This is a genomic window from Bacillus sp. TH25 (assembly GCF_016650935.1).
GTDB classification, from domain to species: Bacteria; Bacillota; Bacilli; order Bacillales; family Bacillaceae_G; genus Bacillus_A; species Bacillus_A mycoides.
This window is the reverse complement of record NZ_JAEKEU010000039.1, coordinates 130,871-149,913: the sequence shown is the minus strand read 5'-3', so window position 1 is coordinate 149,913 and position 19,043 is coordinate 130,871. Positions and strand designations below refer to the sequence as shown.

Genomic DNA, 19,043 nt, shown 5'->3' with positions numbered 1-19,043 from the left:
AGGTGCATTGATGAGTAAAGTTCAAGAAAAATATCAAATATCTCCTATCTTTGTTTTCTTCTTAATTCACAGTGCACAGTTTGGTGCTGGTGTTCTCGGATTCGCTCGAATCATTGCAAAGGCAGCTGGATACGACGGCTGGATGGGAGTTTTAATTACAGGAATCGGTATCCATATTCTTATATGGATGATGTATTTCTTATTAAAAGAAACAAACGGAAATTTAATTGATTTACATCGGCAAACATTTGGGAAATGGCTAGGAAACGGCATTAGTATCATCTTTATGGCTTATTTTTTTATTGTAAGTATTTCTGTAGTTAGAACATATGTCGAAATTATTCAAGTATGGATGTTTCCTAGTGCATCCACCTGGATGCTCACATTCTTTTTATGCTTAATAAGTTATTACATTATTTCATCAGGCTTCCGCGTCATTACAGGCATTTGCGTCATTTCTGTTGGCGGGACCTTAGGATATCTTTTTCTAAGTCTTTTTATTTTGAAATTCGCACATTGGGATAATTTACTTCCGATGTTTTCACATTCTTTTACCGATATTTTGAAAGCGGCCAAACTATCTATTTATAGTATGACAGGGTTTGAAATTTTTCTTATGGTTTATCCGTTTGTTAAAGAGCCAGAGAAGTCCCATAAATTCGCACAATATGGGGCATTATTCTCTAACTGCTTATATTTGTTTAGTACTATTCTCGCTTTTACTTTCTTTAGTGAAGAACAACTACTCAAAACAATTTGGTCTCAACTTTCAATGACACAAGTTATTAAGCTTCCTTTTATAGAGCGACTTGAGTATATTGCTATTTCCGCTTATGCTCTCGTTATTGTTACGAGCTTTATTCTACCTTTATGGGCCGCTACTAGAGGAACTCATGAAATCTTTCGTGTTAAGCAACGTGGTATTTTAATCGCCTTTATGCTTATCACCTTAGTTGTTTCACAACTTTTAACGAACAGGCATGATATTAATGATTTTATTAGCAATACATCTAAAGTTAGTTTTTGGCTTATATATGTATACATCCCAATTCTATTTATTATTGTGTGGGTGAAAAGAAAATGGAAAAAACCAAAAGAAAATTAATACTTCTTATTTGCATCAGTATCTTCAGTCTAACTGGTTGCTTACAAAAAAATATTATTGATGATGTTCAACTCATTCAAGGAACTGTCTTCGATACAGCAAAAGATAATAAAGTAAAAGTTACATTTGTTTGTCCTATACAAAAAAAGGGCAATAAAGTTCAAGTTTATGAGGGAACAGGAAACGCAGTAAAACAAGTAAAGGCAGATACATCTTTAGAATCTTCGCAACCGTTCGCAAGCGGTCAAATGCGTGTTGCCTTATTCACAACAAAGGTTGCTAAAAAAGGATTATCCACCTCCTTTGACACATTAATTCGTGATGTGAATATTGGTAATTCACTGTATGTGGGACTATTAGAAGGAAGTGGTACTGAACTATTTAAAGGAAAATACAGTACATCTTATAATGTTGCAATTTATATAAAAAAAATGTTAGAACATAATATGGAAACCGGCCCTTTACCAACTGACAATTTATATTTAGGTGCTTTTCGGTACTACCGTGAAGGACAAGATTCTTATATGCCTATCCTGAAAAAACATGGAGATAAAATAAAAATTACTGGTATCGGTCTCTTAAAAAAGGATAAGTTAGTTGGAACAATCAAGTACCAAGATATGTTTGTTTTCAAAGGACTACTAGAAAAGCACCGCTTAGACTCACATGAATTTAAAACCAATCCTGGCTATGCAATGATTAATAATATCCGTTCCGTCCCTACCTACGAAGTAAACATAAAAAACGGAAAACCTTCTTTCTATATTCATGTGAAAATGGAAGCTCGTATTCAGGAGCTCTCTAGAAAATTTAATTTAGAAAACAAAAAAAATACAACAAAAATAGCTAAGTCAGTCGAAAAGCAATTAGACGTGAAAGCTACAAAACTTATTAAACAATTTAAATCTCTAAATGTTGATCCTCTTGGACTGGGGGCAAAATATAGACAACATTATCGCTCATTCAAATTAGAAGAGTGGCGAAGAATGTATAAAGATGTTCCAATTCAAGTGAAATATACTGTCAACATTACAAATTCTGGTGTAATTGAATGATAATGATTGAACTCCTCTCTCCAGCATGATACAACGGAAAGAGGAGTTTTTATTTTTAAATAGAGAAAAGGGATATTTACGGGGGAGCTTATGTCTAAAAAATTAGTAAAACCTATTTTAAATGGTATTTTATTTCTCGGCGTCTTTTTATTTGCTCATACATACTTAAAAAATGTTTCTTTCACACGTTATTTACTTGTAGTTATACCAATGCTACTCATCGGAATGTTTGGCATCGATCTTATTTTATCCGTTTTAATTAAGAAAGAAGAATAACGAGCGAACATCTTATTTCTCATAAGATGTTCTTTTTATTTAATAACTACCTTATGTTACAATAAAGTGAAACTTTAATCAGTGGGGATTTTGTCCATTCCCCGCTGATTATTAGCCTTCACCAATCGGGCTTTTACGGGCAGTTATCTCCCACCTCGCTTCCTCGCATTTGCGACTTTTGAGGTGGGAGTCTTACTGCCCGTTAATGCGGGATAAAATTCGGCATAACGTAAGAAAGGATGAAACAACATGACAAACGAAAAAGGTTTAGATAAAGGATACGAACTTGTTGCAAAAATGCATGAAGAATTCGGACATCCTGTGACAAGTACTCCAACAAAACTAACAGAAGAGCGTGCAAAAATTCGTGCTAGCTTTATGCAAGAAGAGCTAGAAGAATTTCTAGAAGCAACAACTGTTGAAGATCAATATGATGCACTTATTGACCTTATTTACTTTGCATTCGGAACGTTTGCAGAAATGGGCGTACGTCCAGATAAAGGATTCGAAATTGTAAACAATGCTAACATGGCAAAACTATTCCCTGATGGAAAGCCTCGATTCCGCGAGGGCGATGGCAAAATCATGAAACCAGAAGGATGGCAAGCACCGGAACCACAACTTCGTGCGGAAATTGAACGCCAACGTCAAGAGGCGGAAAAAAACTGCTAGGATCTCCTAGCAGTTTTTTATTATGTCTTTTTTCCTTTGGCCTATTAATGACCCACGTGTCCCGCGTGTCCAGCTGCTCCTGCAGTACCAGCTGCTGCTCCTGCTGCCGTTCCTGCTCCAATTCCACCTGCCCAAGGCTGTTGTTGCTGCTGATACTGTTGGTATTGTTGTTGACCTTGATGCTGTTGTTGACCTTGATGATGCTGTTGACCTTGATGATGCTGTTGGCCTTGATGATGCTGTTGGCCTTGATGATGCTGTTGGCCTTGGTGATGGTGTTGACCTTGGTGATGATGTTGACCTTGGTGATGATGTTGACCTTGGTGATGATGTTGGCCTTGGTGATGATGTTGACCTTGATGAGTTTGATAAAGGACAGCCTGCGGGTGAATTTGATGATGACCTTGGTGATGTACTTGTTGCTGATGATGGCCGTGGTGTTGGTGTTGACCGTGGTGTTGATGATGGCCTTGGTGTTGATGATGACCGTGGTGTTGATGATGACCTTGGTGACCATGATGATGACTTTGATGAGTTTGATAAAGGACAGCCTGCGGATGAATTTGATGATGACCATGATGATGTACTTGTTGTTGATGATGGCCATGATGCTGATGATGGCCGTGTTGTTGATGATGACCGTGATGGCCGTGATGCTCATGATGTACATGCTGACCGTGATGGCCGTGATGCTCATGATGTACATGCTGACCGTGATGACCGTGATGCACATGCTGACCGTGAACACCTTGAGGGACGCCGCCGATTCCACCAGCTACAACACCAACGCCAGGTACAGGAAATCCTGTTTGTACGCCTCCAACGAAAGATGGGAATGTAGTTGGCATGCCTACAGGAACTCCACCCTGTGCTCCCCCTACAAATGTTGGGAAGCCTGTTTGTGCTCCGGTTACCGACGTTGGAAACCCTCCCATTCCCCCTTGAAAGCCTGGTTGTGCTCCAGCTACTGATGTTGGAAATCCTCCCATTCCCCCCGGAAAGCCTGTTTGCGCTCCAGCTACTGATGTTGGAAATCCTCCCATTCCCCCTTGAAAGCCTCCTCCTGCTCCTCCCATCCACATTGGGATTTCTCCATATCCTTGCTGTCCAGCGCCCCCCATTAACATCATCTGTGCATAACCGTCTTCCTCACCTACCATAAAGCCATGCGGTGCATTATTATCCATTCCTTTCATTACTTTCACCTCTTCTTCTCATTTAGCCTACCTTTTTTATCATATTTTCTATAGAAGAATAGGTGTTTGTCTATATGGGAATTCCGCGCTTTTTTATTTGTTCTCCATTCGTGTCAAAAATAATTAACTGATTATTCATTCTAAAAGAAGGGCGTTGTATTGATGATCATAACGAAGGCTGAAATAACTGATTTAGATTCAATCGGAGATATAGATGTCGCTGTAATCGGAGACGATAGTAGACGAAATTATATTAAACACGCTATTGATGAAGGAAACTGCATAATTGCAAAAGAGGACAATTCCATTTCTGGTTTTCTAACATACGATACAAATTTCTTTGGTTCTACTTTCCTCTCATTAATCATTGTTTCGCCAACGAAAAGAAGACAAGGTCATGCAAGCTCATTAATCTCATATATGTTAAGGCATTCTCCTACTCAAAAAATATTTTCTTCAACGAACGAATCGAATACAAATATGCAAAAAGTTTTTAAAGCGAATGGATTTATGCGTAGTGGAATGATCGAAAACTTAGATGAAGGTGATCCTGAGATTATTTTTCACATAAAAAAGCTCAGAGCATAAACGCTCTGAGCTTTTATTAATAATTAATTAGTTTGCAACAACGTTAACAAGTTTACCAGGAACGACAATTACTTTACGAACTGTTTTTCCTTCAATTTGTTCTTTGATTTCCTCAAGTGCAAGTTGTTCCATTTCTTCTTTTGATGCGTCTTTACTCATTGTTAATTTTGCACGAACTTTGCCCATGATTTGAACAACGATTTCAACTTCATCTTCTACAAGTTTAGACTCATCAAATGTTGGCCAGCTTGCATATGTGATTGTTTCATTGTATCCAAGCTTGCTCCAAAGTTCTTCCCCGATATGAGGTGCAACTGGTGCAATCATTTTCACGAAACCTTCTACATATTCTTTCGGAAGTGTCTCAGCTTTGTATGCATCGTTGATGAATACCATCATTTGAGAAATCGCTGTGTTGAAGCGAAGCTCTGCATAGTCTTCTGTTACTTTCTTCACTGTTTGGTGGTAAGCTTTTTCAAGCTCTTTATTTGGTGCATCAGTGATTTTCTCACTTAATTCACCATTATCTTGAATGAATAGGCGCCATACACGGTCTAGGAAACGACGAGCTCCGTCAAGACCATTTTCAGACCAAGCGATTGAAGCATCTAATGGTCCCATGAACATTTCGTATAGACGAAGTGTATCTGCACCGTGGCTTGCTACAATATCATCAGGATTTACAACGTTACCTTTTGATTTACTCATTTTCTCGTTATTTTCACCTAAGATCATACCTTGGTTGAACAATTGTTGGAACGGTTCTTTCGTTGGAACTACACCGATATCATATAATACTTTATGCCAGAAACGAGCATACAGTAAGTGAAGTACAGCGTGCTCTGCTCCGCCGATATAAATATCAACTGGAAGCCATTGTTTTACTTTTTCAGGATCTACAAGTGCTTCGTTATTGTTTGGATCGATGTAGCGTAGGTAGTACCAGCAGCTACCAGCCCATTGTGGCATTGTATTTGTTTCACGACGACCTTTTTTACCAGTTTCAGGATCAACAACATTTACCCACTCTTCAATATTTGCAAGTGGTGACTCACCTGTACCTGAAGGGCGAATATTCTCTGTTTTTGGAAGAACTAATGGTAATTCTTCTTCTTTCACAGCTGTCATTGTGCCATCTTCCCAATGGATTACTGGAATTGGCTCACCCCAGTAACGTTGACGGCTAAATAACCAGTCACGTAGACGGTACGTTACTTTTTGATTTCCTGCACTTGTTACTTCAAGCCATTCAATCATTTTCACAATTGCTTCTTCTTTATTTAATCCATCAAGGAATGCTGAGTTTACGTGTGCACCATCACCTGTGTACACTTCTTTCGTAATATCTCCGCCTTTTACAACTTCTTTCATTGGAAGATTGAATACTGATGCGAATTCATAATCACGCTCATCGTGAGCTGGAACTGCCATTACAGCACCTGTTCCGTAAGTTGCAAGAACGTAATCAGCGATCCAGATTGGTAATTTCTCACCGTTTACTGGGTTAACTGCGTAAGCACCAGTGAATACACCAGTTTTCTCTTTCGCAAGTTCTGTACGCTCTAAATCGCTCTTCATTTTAACAGAGTTAATGTAAGCTTCTACAGCTTCTTTTTGATCTGCTGTTGTAATTTCTGCAACAAGTGCATGTTCCGGAGCAAGTACACAGTATGTTGCACCAAATAGTGTATCAGGACGCGTTGTGAAAACTGTGAACTTCTCATCTGTACCCTCGATGTTGAAGTGTACTTCTGCACCTTCAGAACGACCGATCCAGTTACGTTGCATGTCTTTTAAGCTTTCTGGCCAATTAAGCTCATCTAGATCTTCTAATAGACGATCTCCGTAAGCTGTAATTTTTAACATCCACTGTCTCATCGGACGACGCTCAACTGGATGTCCACCACGCTCACTCTTACCGTCAATGATTTCTTCGTTTGCAAGTACTGTACCAAGTGCTGGGCACCAGTTTACAGGTACTTCATCAACGTAAGCTAAACCTTTTTCAAATAGTTTTAGGAAGATCCATTGTGTCCACTTGTAGTAGGTTGGATCTGTTGTATTTACTTCACGATCCCAATCGTAAGAGAAGCCTAATGCTTTAATTTGATTACGGAACGTATTAATATTAAGCTCTGTAAATTCTGCCGGGCTGTTTCCAGTATCAAGTGCATATTGCTCTGCTGGAAGACCGAATGCATCCCATCCCATTGGATGAAGAACGTTATATCCTTGCATACGCTTCATACGAGATAAAATATCTGTCGCTGTATAACCTTCTGGATGACCTACGTGTAAGCCTGCACCTGATGGATATGGGAACATATCTAGCGCATAAAATTTTGGTTTTTCTGTCTCATCTGGCGTACGGAATGTTTTATTCTCTTCCCAATGACCTTGCCACTTCTTCTCAATTTCTTGATGATTAAAGCTCATGAGATACCCTCCTTGAAATTCTATTTATTTTCACCGCCCAAAATACAAAAAACCTCTCATCCCTAGAAAGGGACGAGAGGTTATAGATTCCCGCGGTACCACCCTAAATTAATGTAATAAATACATTCGCTTAGATCCGTAACGTGGATTAACGGCAATTGCTACTAATGATTTCACAACTGCAACTCAAAGGCGAGTTCATAACGAAACGTGGATTGACTTGCACCGACCGTCAACTCTCTAAACCAGCTTCTATTACTACTACTCCTTCTCACTGTTATTACAAATATGAGTTAATTAAATATATTCTAAAACATGTTGCATGTTCCGTCAAACTAAACTGCAATTTTTTCTTCAACTGTTTCTTCTACTTTTACTCGTCTATCATAAATACTCGTTGCTATAAGCGCTACTACAAGCATTACCATGATCGCAATAAACAATACTTCCATATTGTATAAGTCAACAATCGCTCCGCCAACGACCGGTCCGAACATTTTCCCTACAGTCGCTGCGCTATTTACAACACCTTGATAAAATCCTAACTTATCTTTCGGTGCAAGTATATTTGCAATGGTCGGAACTGCTGGCCATACGAATAATTCACCAATTGTTAATGTCACCATCGCAACGAGGAACATCGTAAATTGCTGTGCTTGACTTAACACAATGAATGACGCCGCAAAAATGATAATTCCAATCATAATTTGTTGCTTTAAAGAACGCTTCATCCAGCGAATTAGCATACTAACGAGCGGCTGCGCACAAACAATCATCGCTCCGTTTATCGTCCATAATAAACTATAGTGACGAAGGCTAATATTTAATTCTTGCATATGCGTTGCAATTGCACCTTGCCACTGTACGTATGTAACCCAGCATAAAGCATATGCTACACACACAATAAGAAGTGCTTTGAATCCAGGTGTAAGCGTCCACCCTTTTTTCGTTTCGATTTCCTTTTGCACTCCTGGCTCTTTTTTGTCTTCCATACCACGGAATCCAATAAAAGCAATTAAGAAAAAAACAAAGTATAAAATAAAGTTCGCTAAGAAAATATAATCAAAACGATACGATGCAACTAAACCACCACATGCCGTTCCAATTGCAATACCGACGTTTTGTCCAACATACATCGCATTAAACGCTCGTCTTCCGCCTTCTGGCCAAACCGTACCAACCATCGCATACATCGATGGGAAGACCATTCCAGAACCGAAGCCGATTAATGCTAACCACACAACATATAACGGCCATCCGTGGAAGAACACAAGACCTAAAATCGATACGAGTGTAATGACAATCCCTACTAAAATTGATTTATAACCGCCCCATTTATCAAATAAAACACCGCCGAGCAAGTTTCCGATTACACCAGTAAGCGAGTTGATCATTAATACCATTCCGGCCACTGATAAAGATTTCCCTAAACTATCATGTAAGTAAATTGTATTAAAAGGCCATAAAAAAGAAGCACCCGTGACATTAATAATCATCCCAGCTACTAATAGCCATACTTTTCTTGGCATAGTCTCCCCTCCTATTCTCTTTTTTTTCGTTCATATATATAACAGTAAAATTGTAGTCGTTTTTAAATAGGAAGGCAACTGATTAATAGTTGATGAAATTCAGATAATAGCACAAAGACGATTAGAATGTATTCTAATCGTCTTTGTAAAATATTAATCTATAAATAATGGAATCGTTCCCTCGCGAAAGGTTATCCAACTTCCTTTTTACGTTTTACACTTTCTTTAGCACTCCATTTAAATATTTTGTCTAGTAGAGAGTATATTCTCCCAGACTCCTTCGTTAATAATGGTCCTAGCGACGCCAATATTAAAACATATAAAGCTGAGAATGGTTTAATCGTTGCCATTAAGCCACCCGCTATTCCGAGATTCGCGACAATAATGGAAAATTCCCCACGTGATATAAGTGTTAAACCGATATTTGTAGAAGCCTTATGCGATAACCCGGCTTTACGCCCTGCAATCATTCCAGCTGTAAAATTACCGATGAGAGTAATGAAAACTGCTCCTAATGCCAACCATACTGCTCCTCCAAGCGAAAACGGATCTATACTTAAACCGAAGCTGAAGAAAAATATAGCTCCAAAGAAATCACGAAACGGAACGACGAGATGCTCGATTCGATCACTATGCTCTGTTTCTGAAAAGACGAGTCCTAACAATAAAGCCCCAATCGCTTCCGCAACATGAATTGTTTCTGAAAATCCTGCTACAAAGAATAAAATAGCGAATATTACGATAATAAAAATTTCGTTTGACGAAATATCTAATACTTTATTTAGGAACGGCGTAGCTTTTCTAGCGATTACAAAGAATAGTAACATATATCCTACTGCGATTAACACGGATGTAAGAGCACCTACAAATGACGTTGCACCTCCGAGTACTAATCCTGAAACAACTGACAAATATACAGCTAAAAAGATATCATCAAACATAATGATTCCTAAAATTAGCTCAGTCTCTTTATTACCAGATCTTCTTAAATCAACAATTACTTTTGCAACAATTGCACTCGAGGAAATTGTTATGATCCCTGCAATAATTAATGTTTCTAATAAGGGGAAACCCATTATATATCCATAAAGCAAACCTAATATGAAATTAAGCGATATATGAACACTCCCCCCAAAAGCAATCGACTTTCCTGATTTAATTAATTTCTTTATTGAGAATTCTAAACCTAAATAGAATAGGAGGAATATAACGCCAACACGGCCGAGGAAGGAAATAACTTCTCCGCTCTCAATAAACCTTAAATCGATAAGCCCTAAATCTGGGGCATGAGGCCCCACTAGCATACCGAGTATAATGAGAAACGGAATAATCGAAAACTTTAACTTTGCAGCGAGGATTGCTGCAAAAGCTACTAATACTAACGCAGTTCCAACTTCAAAGACTAAAGTATCCATCGATTATGAGTCACCTCCCGCTGAAAGCAACTCATTAATAATTCTCTTCACTTCATGTCTTTCACCCGATAATACGAGCATATCGCCAGCTTCAATGATAGAATCTGGACCTGGATTGAAAAATTTCTTCATATTCTTTTTCAAAATAGCAATGATTGTTACGTTATATGTTTTTCTAACACTTAAACTACCAATTGTTTTCTGAACCACTGGTGCGTTATTTTCTATTTTAAACCACTCAATTGATAATCCTTCAAAAGCCATCTCAATCGTGTCTAACGCTTGTGGCCTATAGACCATACCGCCTAATATAGCAGCAATTTGTCTCGCTTCAGAATCGCGAAGAGAAATGCTTGAAATACTCTCATCATGATCGGCATCAAAATGATACATTTCCCTTCTTCCATCATCGTGAATAACAATAACCATTTTTTCATTACCTTTTGTTATCACTTCAAATTTACATCCAATGCCTGGTAGTTCACTCTCTCTAATGTTCATATTCCCGCCTCCTAATTTTTTTAGTTACGGCTCTTTCCTTTTACAAATCTACATCAATCTCTGTTTTAAACTTTTCATCTTTTGATATCCCTAAATACTTGAGCGTTTCTGATGGGGTCGCGTGATGAAAATGTTTTTGCAACAGCGCAATCGCTATTCCTCTTTTGTACGCGTGAAATCCAAATGTTTTTCTCATTGAGTTCGTTCCAATCTTTCCAAGAATTCCAACTGCTTCCGCAGCGTTATGAATCACACGATAAGCTTGTTGACGCGTAATTGAATTTGTCGTTTTATTAGATTGAAATACGTAGTTTTCTCTTTGAACATCAATAGATTGTACGTACGCTAAAAGCGCTTCTTTTACTTTTGTATTTAAATAAATATCTTGTTTAAACTTTTCATCTTTCACAGGAAGAGAATAAAACTCTTTAACAGTTCCATCTTCATTTAATACATCTTCAAATTTAATACTCAGTAGTTCAGTAATTTTTAAACCTGTGTTAATTCCAATGACAAATAAAAGATAATCTCGCTGTGAATGCTCTTTTAAATATTTTTTCATAGCCTCAATTTGGCTTATATTTTTTAATGCCTCTACAACTTCCATACATGTATTCTCCTCATCTTATGAACGGTAATTTTCTCATCATGTTGTCCATTTTACCTTATCATGCTATGGGAATTCCATGTATTATCCATTTCCTTTTAAATTTTTTACGCTATACAATTGGAGCGATATACTTTAATGCACCTAAAAATTCTGGATATTTATGATTTGGAAACTTACTATTGTAAAAATACGTTGCGGTTAGAAAAATAACGAGGGATAAAAATGAAAATAGTAAAACTTCTTTGGACCTTAGCGCTATACCTATAACTTCAAATAAAGATCCATCTTCTTTCTGCAAGTTAGATTCCTCCTTTCAGTTCCTGCTACTTTATACATTCAGTTTATGTTACTTAATTACATTCTATAACACAATTAAGTAACATATCAACGTTTTTTATTATTTTTTCTGAAAATAACGAAAATACCGAGCACCCTCTGCTCGGTATTTTTCGTTATTAATCTTCTTTCGGAAGAACAATTCCTTTATATAATTGAACTGTAATGAAGTAGTAAATCGCATAAATGACTACGAAAATTACAATCGGTACCCAAATACGGAAATACGGATCAACTAAAATGAAACCGAAAATATTCATACCAACTAATACGTGAGCAATACCCACAATTGCCGGGAATAGGAATACTAAGAATAACTCTTTATAAATAGATTTTGTTAATAATTCACGGCGCACACCGATTTTACGAAGCATTTGATAACGCGTAATATCTTTTGATGCACCAGACAGAATTTTAAACATTAAGCAACTCGCCATCATCGCTAAGAAAGCAATTCCAAGGAAGAAGCCCATAAACACTGTTCCACTCGCAACACCGTAGAACATATCGTAAGCTTGATATTTACTGTTCATTCTTTCAGCCGTTACATTTTTATATTTATCTAGCTGCAACTCGTCAAGTTTTTTCCATTCTTTTGTGTATGTTAAAAAGTCATCTGTTTTTCCGATAAATGCTATACCTTCTTTACCATTTATCCCATCGTACATTTTTTGATCCACAATTTTAATTGCATGATCTTCGTATATATAATATGGCTGGATTGTACTAAAAGCATCAACCCATTCTCCTGGAAGTTCTTTAGCGTTCGCATCTTTTTCATTCATTTCTCTAGAAACTGCACCTACTGGTAGTTCCTCTGAAACTTTTTTCGTATTTACTAAATCCTTCATCGATTCCATATTTGCCATATCTTTTACTAAAGGACGATTGTTCTCTAAATCTTCTTTTACATAGTAAACGTATTTATCGTCAACTTTGTAACGATATTCATTTTTCTCTTTAAATGGAATACCATCTAAAATTTTCTTCTCTTCAGCTGTAGGATTATGAACAACTGAATCATATATTACTAAACCATCGACCATTTTTATAACGTTATTTTTAAACGCCATACCACCTGAAATTGCACCAGCTCCAAGAGCAACTAACATTGCTACTGTCGCAAGCACTTTCGTTAAACTATTAATACGGAAGTTTAATTGTGCAAATGTAAAAGCGTTAAGTCCTTTTTCACTACGTTTTTTATTACTTTTTAACTTTTTAATAATAACTGGAAGAAGCGATCCAAACAGCATGTAAGTACCAGCTGTTGTTGTAATTAATGCTATTATAATTCCCATTTCTTTTAGTTTGTCCATATAAATCATTGATGCATAGCCAATGCCTAATAAAATAACCGCAAGAAATGCAACTAAACCTGTCATTTTTCCTTTTACTGCAACACGTTCTGTTTGTGCATCTGCATGTACAAGTTGCAGTACAGAAATACGCGATAACTTAATACTGTTCATAATTGCTGATAATACAAATAGTGCAAAGAAGAAGATGCAAGTAACAGTCATAGATGGCAGATAAAATGCTTTATAGCCTTCACCCGCAAATTCGAGTTGTTTCATTAATAACTGACCGACACCTTCCGCAAGTCCTACACCAACTGTAAGTCCAATCGCAAGAGACGCAGCACCTAATACGATTGTTTCAATAAACATAAGTAATGTAACTTTATGCTTTTTTGCTCCTAACATCATATACATACCAAACTCTTTTTGACGAAGCGATAGTAAGAAAGAGTTCGCATATAAAATGTAGAAGAACGTTATAATTGCTAATAAAAATGAACCTGCTTGGAATACAAATCCGATAGACTTAATCACTGAATTAGATTCGATAAACGCTTTATTCAGAGCTAACGTTTGGAACATATAAAAAATTGAAATCGACATGACAAGACCGACAAGTAAGACGATATAATCTTTCAGCTTACTTTTTAGCCCTGACATGGAAAGTTTGAATAACATGCCAAAGTCTCCTTTCTTACGCTTTTTGTGTGCCTAAGTCTGCAAGCACATCTAAAATTTCTTTATAAAACTCTTCACGTGTACCACCGCGATGAATTTCTTTATATAGCTCACCATCTTGAATGAATAAAATACGCTGACAGTAACTTGCACTATATGGATCGTGAGTAACCATCATAATAGATACGCCTTGTTCTTCATTTAAGTTTGTCATCGCATCAAGTAAACTTGCTGCATTTTTAGAATCAAGAGCTCCTGTTGGCTCGTCCCCTAAAATAATTGCAGGCTCATGCACTAAAGCGCGCGCTGCTGCTGAACGCTGTTTCTGTCCACCAGATACTTCAGTTGGATACTTTTGAAGTATCTCTGAAATTCCTAACATATCCGCTACTTTCTCTACTTTCGGACCAATATTACGTGACGAGACACCTTGAAGTGAAAGTGGAAGTGCAATGTTCTCATAAATAGATAAGTTCTCTAATAAGTTGAAGTCTTGGAAGATGAATCCTAACTTTTGTGAGCGGAAATCAGAAAGCTCACCTTGCTTCATTTTCGTAATATCCGTTCCTGCAATTTCAACAACGCCACCTGTCGCCTTATCAAGCGTTGAAATTACATTTAACAATGTCGTTTTACCAGAACCAGAAGGTCCCATAATCCCAACAAACTCACCCTCTTGAATTGAGAATGACACACCCTTTAACGCATGTGATTGGTTCTCACCTTTTTTACCGTACACTTTTTGAACGTTTTTCACGTCTACAACTGGTTTCGTCATATATATCCTCCTACACTTGTTTTTCCATTACCTATTTTGCGCCTTTTAGGGGTAAACTGCTATTTGTTAACATTACAATTACCTTACACTTTTGTAATATAAAAAAGGAGAGCTTGTAAGGTTGGCTTTTTTCCTTTTAATCTTAGTGACACATTAAGTCGGTGAATGCAATTATATTAGCGATTTTCAAATATATCGACCGTAACACCAAATATATCAGCGATTTTCAAAATATATCGATTTACCGACAAAAACTGACAATAAAAAATGGGCTATTCCACAAGCGGAACAGCCCATTTCTATCTTTATTTCTTTAAAGGTGTTACCGTCCAATACGTAACAACTCGCCAAATCCATTCTAATGGACCCATTTTAAAGATTTTCATCCAAATCACACTAAACACAATTTGAATTGCGTAAATTGCAATACATACATATAACGTCTGCATGTACGTTAAGTTTCCTGCAAAGTTAAATACACTGCCTGCAATTAAAATCATTGCAGTTTGTCCGATATAATTTGTTAAAGCCATACGGCCGTAGTATTTCAATGGTGCTAACAATGTTTGAACTGATTTTAATTGAAGTAGTAAAATTAATGCTCCAACATAGAAAGCTGAAATGATTGTTCCAACTGTAATACCAATTTTTAAAAATTGGCTTGCAGCATCCATTGTTCCATCTTCGTTCTCCATTATCCCATTTATAAATGGCTCAGCAGGAACGTGCCCATATTGATACCATAAAGCTATCACACTTAAAACAAACATAACTCCTGTAAAAATAGCGACTTGCTTTATTTTCGCTGAAAGATTTTCAAATACTTTGTACTGTCCTGCAGCAAGACCTAATAAAATTAAACCTACAGGTAATAATTCCTTAGCTGCCATAATACTAAAAGTCACTGTAAGAATAAGACCGATTACTAAATTTATTTGCTTCTTCACTTTATAAAACGGCAAAGTGACTAATCCACAAACTGCGTATAATGCTAGTGCTTCCCCCGGCTGAAACATTTGATGAATCAAACCAAAAATAAATAGTGCAACTAAACGACGTAAAAATAGAACATATCCATTTTTCCCTTTCGCAATCGCTCTTGTGATGAAGATATAGAATCCTACTCCAAATAAGAATGAAAAGATTGAGAAGAAACGACCTTCTACAAATAAGTATAGAAACCTTTGATAACTTGCATCCACTGTATTAGGGTCTGGAACTTTAATATTAAGTAACGCCAAAATATTTACTAAAATAATCCCCAGTAATGCGAAGCCACGAATGTAATCTAACTCATCAATGCGTTTGTTTGTAATATTGTTCCCCATAATGCAACTCCTTGTCCTAAATTAAATCCTCCCTTACTCTACTGGAAAAGTAAGCCTACAACTATCGGAAAACCTTACAGAAATCTTACATTATTGTCATATAGTAAAATGTAAAATCAGTGTGGAAGCAGTCCATCTCGCACTAATCGGACGTTTGCAGAGCAAAATAAAACCAGGTCATATTGCGACCTGGTTTACTCTGATTGCTTCGATTTTTGAGGTTGTCCTTTTTTACTATTACGCTGTTTCACTTGAACAACCGGATCAAGTTCATTTGAAAATTCAGCGTTATGTCCATTTTGTGTTTTTTGCTCTGGATTATTTTGATCTGAACGTTTCGCCATTACATTCACTCCTTATTAGTGCGGTGTAATAATCATTTGATGTTGCAATTGGCGAATTGCCATACGTGCTCTATTTAACTGCTCACGCTGCTCATCATTCGCATGTTGCTGCATAGTTTGTAAGTCGTTATATGCTTGTTCTAATTGTAACTGAGCATCCGAATATTCCATCGTATTGTAATGCTCTTGTCTCATGCCTTGGTCTAATTGTTCTTTCGCATATTCCACCGCTTGTTCTGCCTGTGTAATATACTCTTCAAGTGATTGACGCTCTGCCATAATTGTCCCTCCTTGCTTCAATTCCCCTTTAGTGTGTCCCTTCCATATGAACCTTATGAGTATGTTATAATGGATTTTGTTTCATTTTGACTCGTCTTAGGAGGGAAAGTAATGAAGGTTCAAAACCCTTTTCCATATACAAACGACAATAAACGTTATCATACATGGAATTACCACTTACGAAATGAATTTGGTGAAAAAATCTTTAAAGTTTCATTAGATGCTGGCTTCGATTGCCCGAACCGTGACGGTACGGTTGCTTACGGTGGTTGCACGTTTTGTAGTGCTGCTGGATCTGGTGACTTCGCTGGTGATCGCCGCGATGATGTTATAACGCAGTATCATGAAATGAAAGAAAAAATGCGCTCAAAGTGGAAAGATGGAAAATGTATCGCTTATTTCCAGGCGTATACAAATACACATGCACCACTTGAAGTGTTAAAAGAAAAATTCGAACCGCTTCTAGCAGAAAAAGACGTTGTCGGTCTTTCTATCGCAACTCGTCCAGATTGTTTACCAGACGATGTCGTTGAATATTTAGCGGACTTAAATAAACGTACGTACCTTTGGGTTGAACTCGGACTACAAACTGTTCATGAACGTACTGCAAATCTTATTAATCGCGCTCACGATTATCCATCTTATGTGGAAGGCGTAAATAAATTACGCAAACATGGCATTAGAGTTTGCTCTCATATTATTAACGGTCTTCCCCTTGAAGATTACGACATGATGATGGAAACAACTCGTGAAGTAGCAAAACTTGACGTACAAGGAATTAAAATTCATTTACTTCATTTATTAAAAGGTACGCCAATGGTGAAGCAATATGAAAAAGGTCAATTAGAATTCCTTTCTCTTGAAGATTACGTAAGTCTCGTTGTTGACCAACTTGAAATTATTCCTGAAGATGTAATTGTGCACCGCATCACAGGTGACGGTCCACCTGATTTAATAATCGGTCCAATGTGGAGCTTAAATAAATGGGAAGTATTAAATTCCATCGATGCAGAATTTGTACGCCGCGGAAGCTGGCAAGGAAAATATGCAAATGAGGAGAAACAAAAATGAAATTAGAACGTGTATTACCGTTTGCTCGCTCGCTGCTGCAAACGGCTGTTAAAGAAGGCGATTACGCTGTAGATGCAACGCTTGGCAATGGACATGACACTTGCTTCCTAGCTGAAATCATTGGAGATAACGGCAAAGTATTTGGATTTGATATTCAAAAAGAAGCAATCGAAAGTTCTACTATCCGCCTAAAGGAAAAAGAACTTTTTGAACGTACTGTTTTAGTTCACGATAGTCACGATACACTTTTATCCGTATTACCTAAAGATGCAAAGGGAAAAGTAACAGGAGCAATCTTCAACTTAGGTTACCTTCCTGGTGGTGACAAGCATATCGTTACAAAACCGAACTCAACAATCTCGGCGATCGAACAACTACTAGAAGTAATGGCACCAGAAGGTATCATCATCCTTGTTATTTATCACGGTCATCCAGAAGGACAAGTAGAACGCGACGCTGTGCTCAAATTTGCAGAAGAACTAGATCAAAAACAAGCTCACGTACTGCGATATGGATTTATTAACCAACAAAATAATCCGCCGTTTATTGTGGCGATTGAGAAACGATAATATATCAACGATTTTGCCGATATATCGATTGTTCGACAAAATATATCAAAAAAAGACGTGCATTCATTGCACGTCTTTTTCTTATCCTCCTATATAATGGATGTATACAATATTTGAAGAAAGAAGGATAGAACTTTGCTAGTAGAACTAAGGGGAATTCAAAAGAAGTATGGCAAATCACTTATACTAGACAACATCGATTTATCCATTCCAGAAGGAGAAGCACTCGCTATTATTGGTGGGAACGGGACTGGAAAAAGTACTTTACTCAAAATAATTGCAGGCTTTATTCCACCTACGGCAGGGACACTTCAAAGAAAAGAACATATACAAATCGGTTATGTCCCTGAACATTTTCCTGAAGGAATTCGTTTTACATTAGAGGATTATTTATATCATCTCGGCCACATTCACGGTTTATCAACAAAATATTTAAGAAATAAAATTCCGATGCTCCTTGAATCTTTTCATCTACATCATGCAAAGCATTACGTTGTACGAAACTTTTCAAAAGGTATGAAACAAAAAACAGGCATTATGCAAGCATTACTTACGGACGTCCATTTATTAATTCTAGATGAACCTCTTTCTGGGCTCGATCCTAACTCTCAGCAAGAATTAGAGCATACTTTACTCTCATTAAAACAACAAGGCATATCTATACTCTTCACATGTCACGAAAAACAACTACTAGAAAACTTCGCCGATAGAATTGTGACATTAGCAAATCATACAATTGCGGAAGATACCTCTGTGCAAAAATCAACAGAACAGGTCTATATTGAGGCAATTGTTCACGAAACATTTTCATCTATAGAACTACAAAAGCAATCAGGATTTATACAAGTTACACACAATTCAAATCAAAACCTCATTCAATTACAAATCGAAAAGGAATATACAAACGAAATGCTTCAGTTTTTATTACATAAAAAAGCATCTATCACACTGCTACAGCCTAATTTTTAAATCGAAA

The 19,043-nt window shown here is 37.1% G+C and carries 20 protein-coding genes and 1 other annotated feature; of the genes, 8 read left to right on the top strand and 12 right to left on the bottom strand.

What is annotated here, in order from left to right; genetic code table 11:
* Positions 1–10 precede the first annotated feature (10 nt).
* The 4 genes from JFT89_RS24595 (at position 11) to JFT89_RS24580 (ending at position 3,108) form a co-directional block, all read left to right on the top strand.
* On the top strand, positions 11–1,105 hold the full coding sequence (locus JFT89_RS24595; RefSeq protein ID WP_016095961.1) for a spore germination protein: 1,095 nt from the start codon (positions 11–13) through the stop codon (positions 1,103–1,105).
* Positions 1,081–2,160 carry a Ger(x)C family spore germination protein gene (locus tag JFT89_RS24590; protein ID WP_016095960.1) on the top strand — a complete coding sequence of 360 codons (1,080 nt, stop codon included), beginning with the start codon at positions 1,081–1,083 and terminating at the stop codon, positions 2,158–2,160. The genes JFT89_RS24595 and JFT89_RS24590 overlap by 25 nt, the downstream gene beginning before the upstream one ends.
* Positions 2,161–2,250: 90 nt before the next feature.
* On the top strand, positions 2,251–2,436 hold the full coding sequence (locus tag JFT89_RS24585) for a hypothetical protein (RefSeq protein WP_002129504.1): 186 nt from the start codon (positions 2,251–2,253) through the stop codon (positions 2,434–2,436).
* A gap of 249 nt (positions 2,437–2,685) precedes the next feature.
* Entirely contained in the window at positions 2,686–3,108 is a 423-nt protein-coding gene (locus JFT89_RS24580) for a pyrophosphohydrolase domain-containing protein (protein WP_002034433.1), read from the top strand.
* Positions 3,109–3,152: 44 nt separating this feature from the next.
* On the opposite strand, the gene JFT89_RS24575 is transcribed toward JFT89_RS24580, so the two are convergent.
* The gene (locus tag JFT89_RS24575; protein WP_201040829.1) at positions 3,153–4,304 is read right to left on the bottom strand and encodes a VrrB protein; all 1,152 of its coding nucleotides are present in this window, start codon (positions 4,302–4,304) and stop codon (positions 3,153–3,155) included.
* 162 nt (positions 4,305–4,466) lie between these two features.
* On the opposite strand from JFT89_RS24575, the gene JFT89_RS24570 reads away from it, so the two are divergent.
* Positions 4,467–4,892 carry a GNAT family N-acetyltransferase gene (locus tag JFT89_RS24570; RefSeq protein ID WP_016095958.1) on the top strand — a complete coding sequence of 142 codons (426 nt, stop codon included), beginning with the start codon at positions 4,467–4,469 and terminating at the stop codon, positions 4,890–4,892.
* A gap of 27 nt (positions 4,893–4,919) precedes the next feature.
* Here the strand turns inward: JFT89_RS24570 and leuS are convergent, their stop codons facing one another.
* From leuS to JFT89_RS24515, 11 genes are all read right to left on the bottom strand, one after another.
* Positions 4,920–7,328, bottom strand: a complete 2,409-nt coding sequence (gene leuS / locus JFT89_RS24565; RefSeq protein WP_002145290.1) for a leucine--tRNA ligase — start codon at positions 7,326–7,328, stop codon at positions 4,920–4,922.
* 65 nt (positions 7,329–7,393) lie between these two features.
* Positions 7,394–7,612: a binding site (T-box leader), on the bottom strand.
* 51 nt (positions 7,613–7,663) lie between these two features.
* Positions 7,664–8,857 (bottom strand): MDR family MFS transporter, encoded by a 1,194-nt coding sequence (locus tag JFT89_RS24560; RefSeq protein ID WP_016095956.1) that lies wholly within the window; start codon positions 8,855–8,857, stop codon positions 7,664–7,666.
* A 191-nt stretch (positions 8,858–9,048) separates the two neighbouring features.
* Positions 9,049–10,272, bottom strand: coding sequence for a cation:proton antiporter (locus JFT89_RS24555; RefSeq protein ID WP_201040827.1), 1,224 nt, complete (start codon positions 10,270–10,272; stop codon positions 9,049–9,051).
* Positions 10,273–10,275: 3 nt separating this feature from the next.
* Entirely contained in the window at positions 10,276–10,773 is a 498-nt protein-coding gene (locus tag JFT89_RS24550; protein ID WP_002067641.1) for a cation:proton antiporter regulatory subunit, read from the bottom strand.
* A 40-nt stretch (positions 10,774–10,813) separates the two neighbouring features.
* Entirely contained in the window at positions 10,814–11,380 is a 567-nt protein-coding gene (locus tag JFT89_RS24545) for a tyrosine-type recombinase/integrase (RefSeq protein ID WP_002067639.1), read from the bottom strand.
* Positions 11,381–11,492: 112 nt separating this feature from the next.
* Positions 11,493–11,681 carry a hypothetical protein gene (locus JFT89_RS24540; RefSeq protein ID WP_002067637.1) on the bottom strand — a complete coding sequence of 63 codons (189 nt, stop codon included), beginning with the start codon at positions 11,679–11,681 and terminating at the stop codon, positions 11,493–11,495.
* Between the two features lie 157 nt (positions 11,682–11,838).
* The gene (locus JFT89_RS24535) at positions 11,839–13,698 is read right to left on the bottom strand and encodes an FtsX-like permease family protein (RefSeq protein WP_033707231.1); all 1,860 of its coding nucleotides are present in this window, start codon (positions 13,696–13,698) and stop codon (positions 11,839–11,841) included.
* Positions 13,699–13,714: 16 nt separating this feature from the next.
* Positions 13,715–14,476, bottom strand: a complete 762-nt coding sequence (locus JFT89_RS24530) for an ABC transporter ATP-binding protein (protein WP_002067633.1) — start codon at positions 14,474–14,476, stop codon at positions 13,715–13,717.
* 305 nt (positions 14,477–14,781) lie between these two features.
* Positions 14,782–15,804, bottom strand: coding sequence for a DUF418 domain-containing protein (locus JFT89_RS24525; protein ID WP_002067632.1), 1,023 nt, complete (start codon positions 15,802–15,804; stop codon positions 14,782–14,784).
* Positions 15,805–15,998: 194 nt separating this feature from the next.
* Positions 15,999–16,148 (bottom strand): hypothetical protein, encoded by a 150-nt coding sequence (locus JFT89_RS24520; RefSeq protein WP_001129344.1) that lies wholly within the window; start codon positions 16,146–16,148, stop codon positions 15,999–16,001.
* Between the two features lie 15 nt (positions 16,149–16,163).
* A complete protein-coding gene (locus JFT89_RS24515) occupies positions 16,164–16,427 on the bottom strand; it encodes a YtzC family protein (RefSeq protein ID WP_002089099.1) in 264 nt (87 codons plus the stop codon).
* A gap of 111 nt (positions 16,428–16,538) precedes the next feature.
* Here JFT89_RS24515 and mnmL point away from each other — a divergent pair, with 111 nt between their 5' ends.
* The 3 genes from mnmL (at position 16,539) to JFT89_RS24500 (ending at position 19,036) form a co-directional block, all read left to right on the top strand.
* Positions 16,539–17,498, top strand: a complete 960-nt coding sequence (mnmL, locus tag JFT89_RS24510; protein WP_201040825.1) for a tRNA modification radical SAM protein MnmL/YtqA — start codon at positions 16,539–16,541, stop codon at positions 17,496–17,498.
* The gene (gene mnmM, locus JFT89_RS24505; protein WP_016095954.1) at positions 17,495–18,067 is read left to right on the top strand and encodes a tRNA 5-(aminomethyl)-2-thiouridylate-methyltransferase MnmM; all 573 of its coding nucleotides are present in this window, start codon (positions 17,495–17,497) and stop codon (positions 18,065–18,067) included. Before mnmL ends, mnmM begins: the two co-directional genes overlap by 4 nt.
* A 135-nt stretch (positions 18,068–18,202) precedes the next feature.
* A complete protein-coding gene (locus JFT89_RS24500) occupies positions 18,203–19,036 on the top strand; it encodes an ABC transporter ATP-binding protein (RefSeq protein ID WP_002067630.1) in 834 nt (277 codons plus the stop codon).
* The last annotated feature ends 7 nt before the right edge of the window (positions 19,037–19,043 follow it).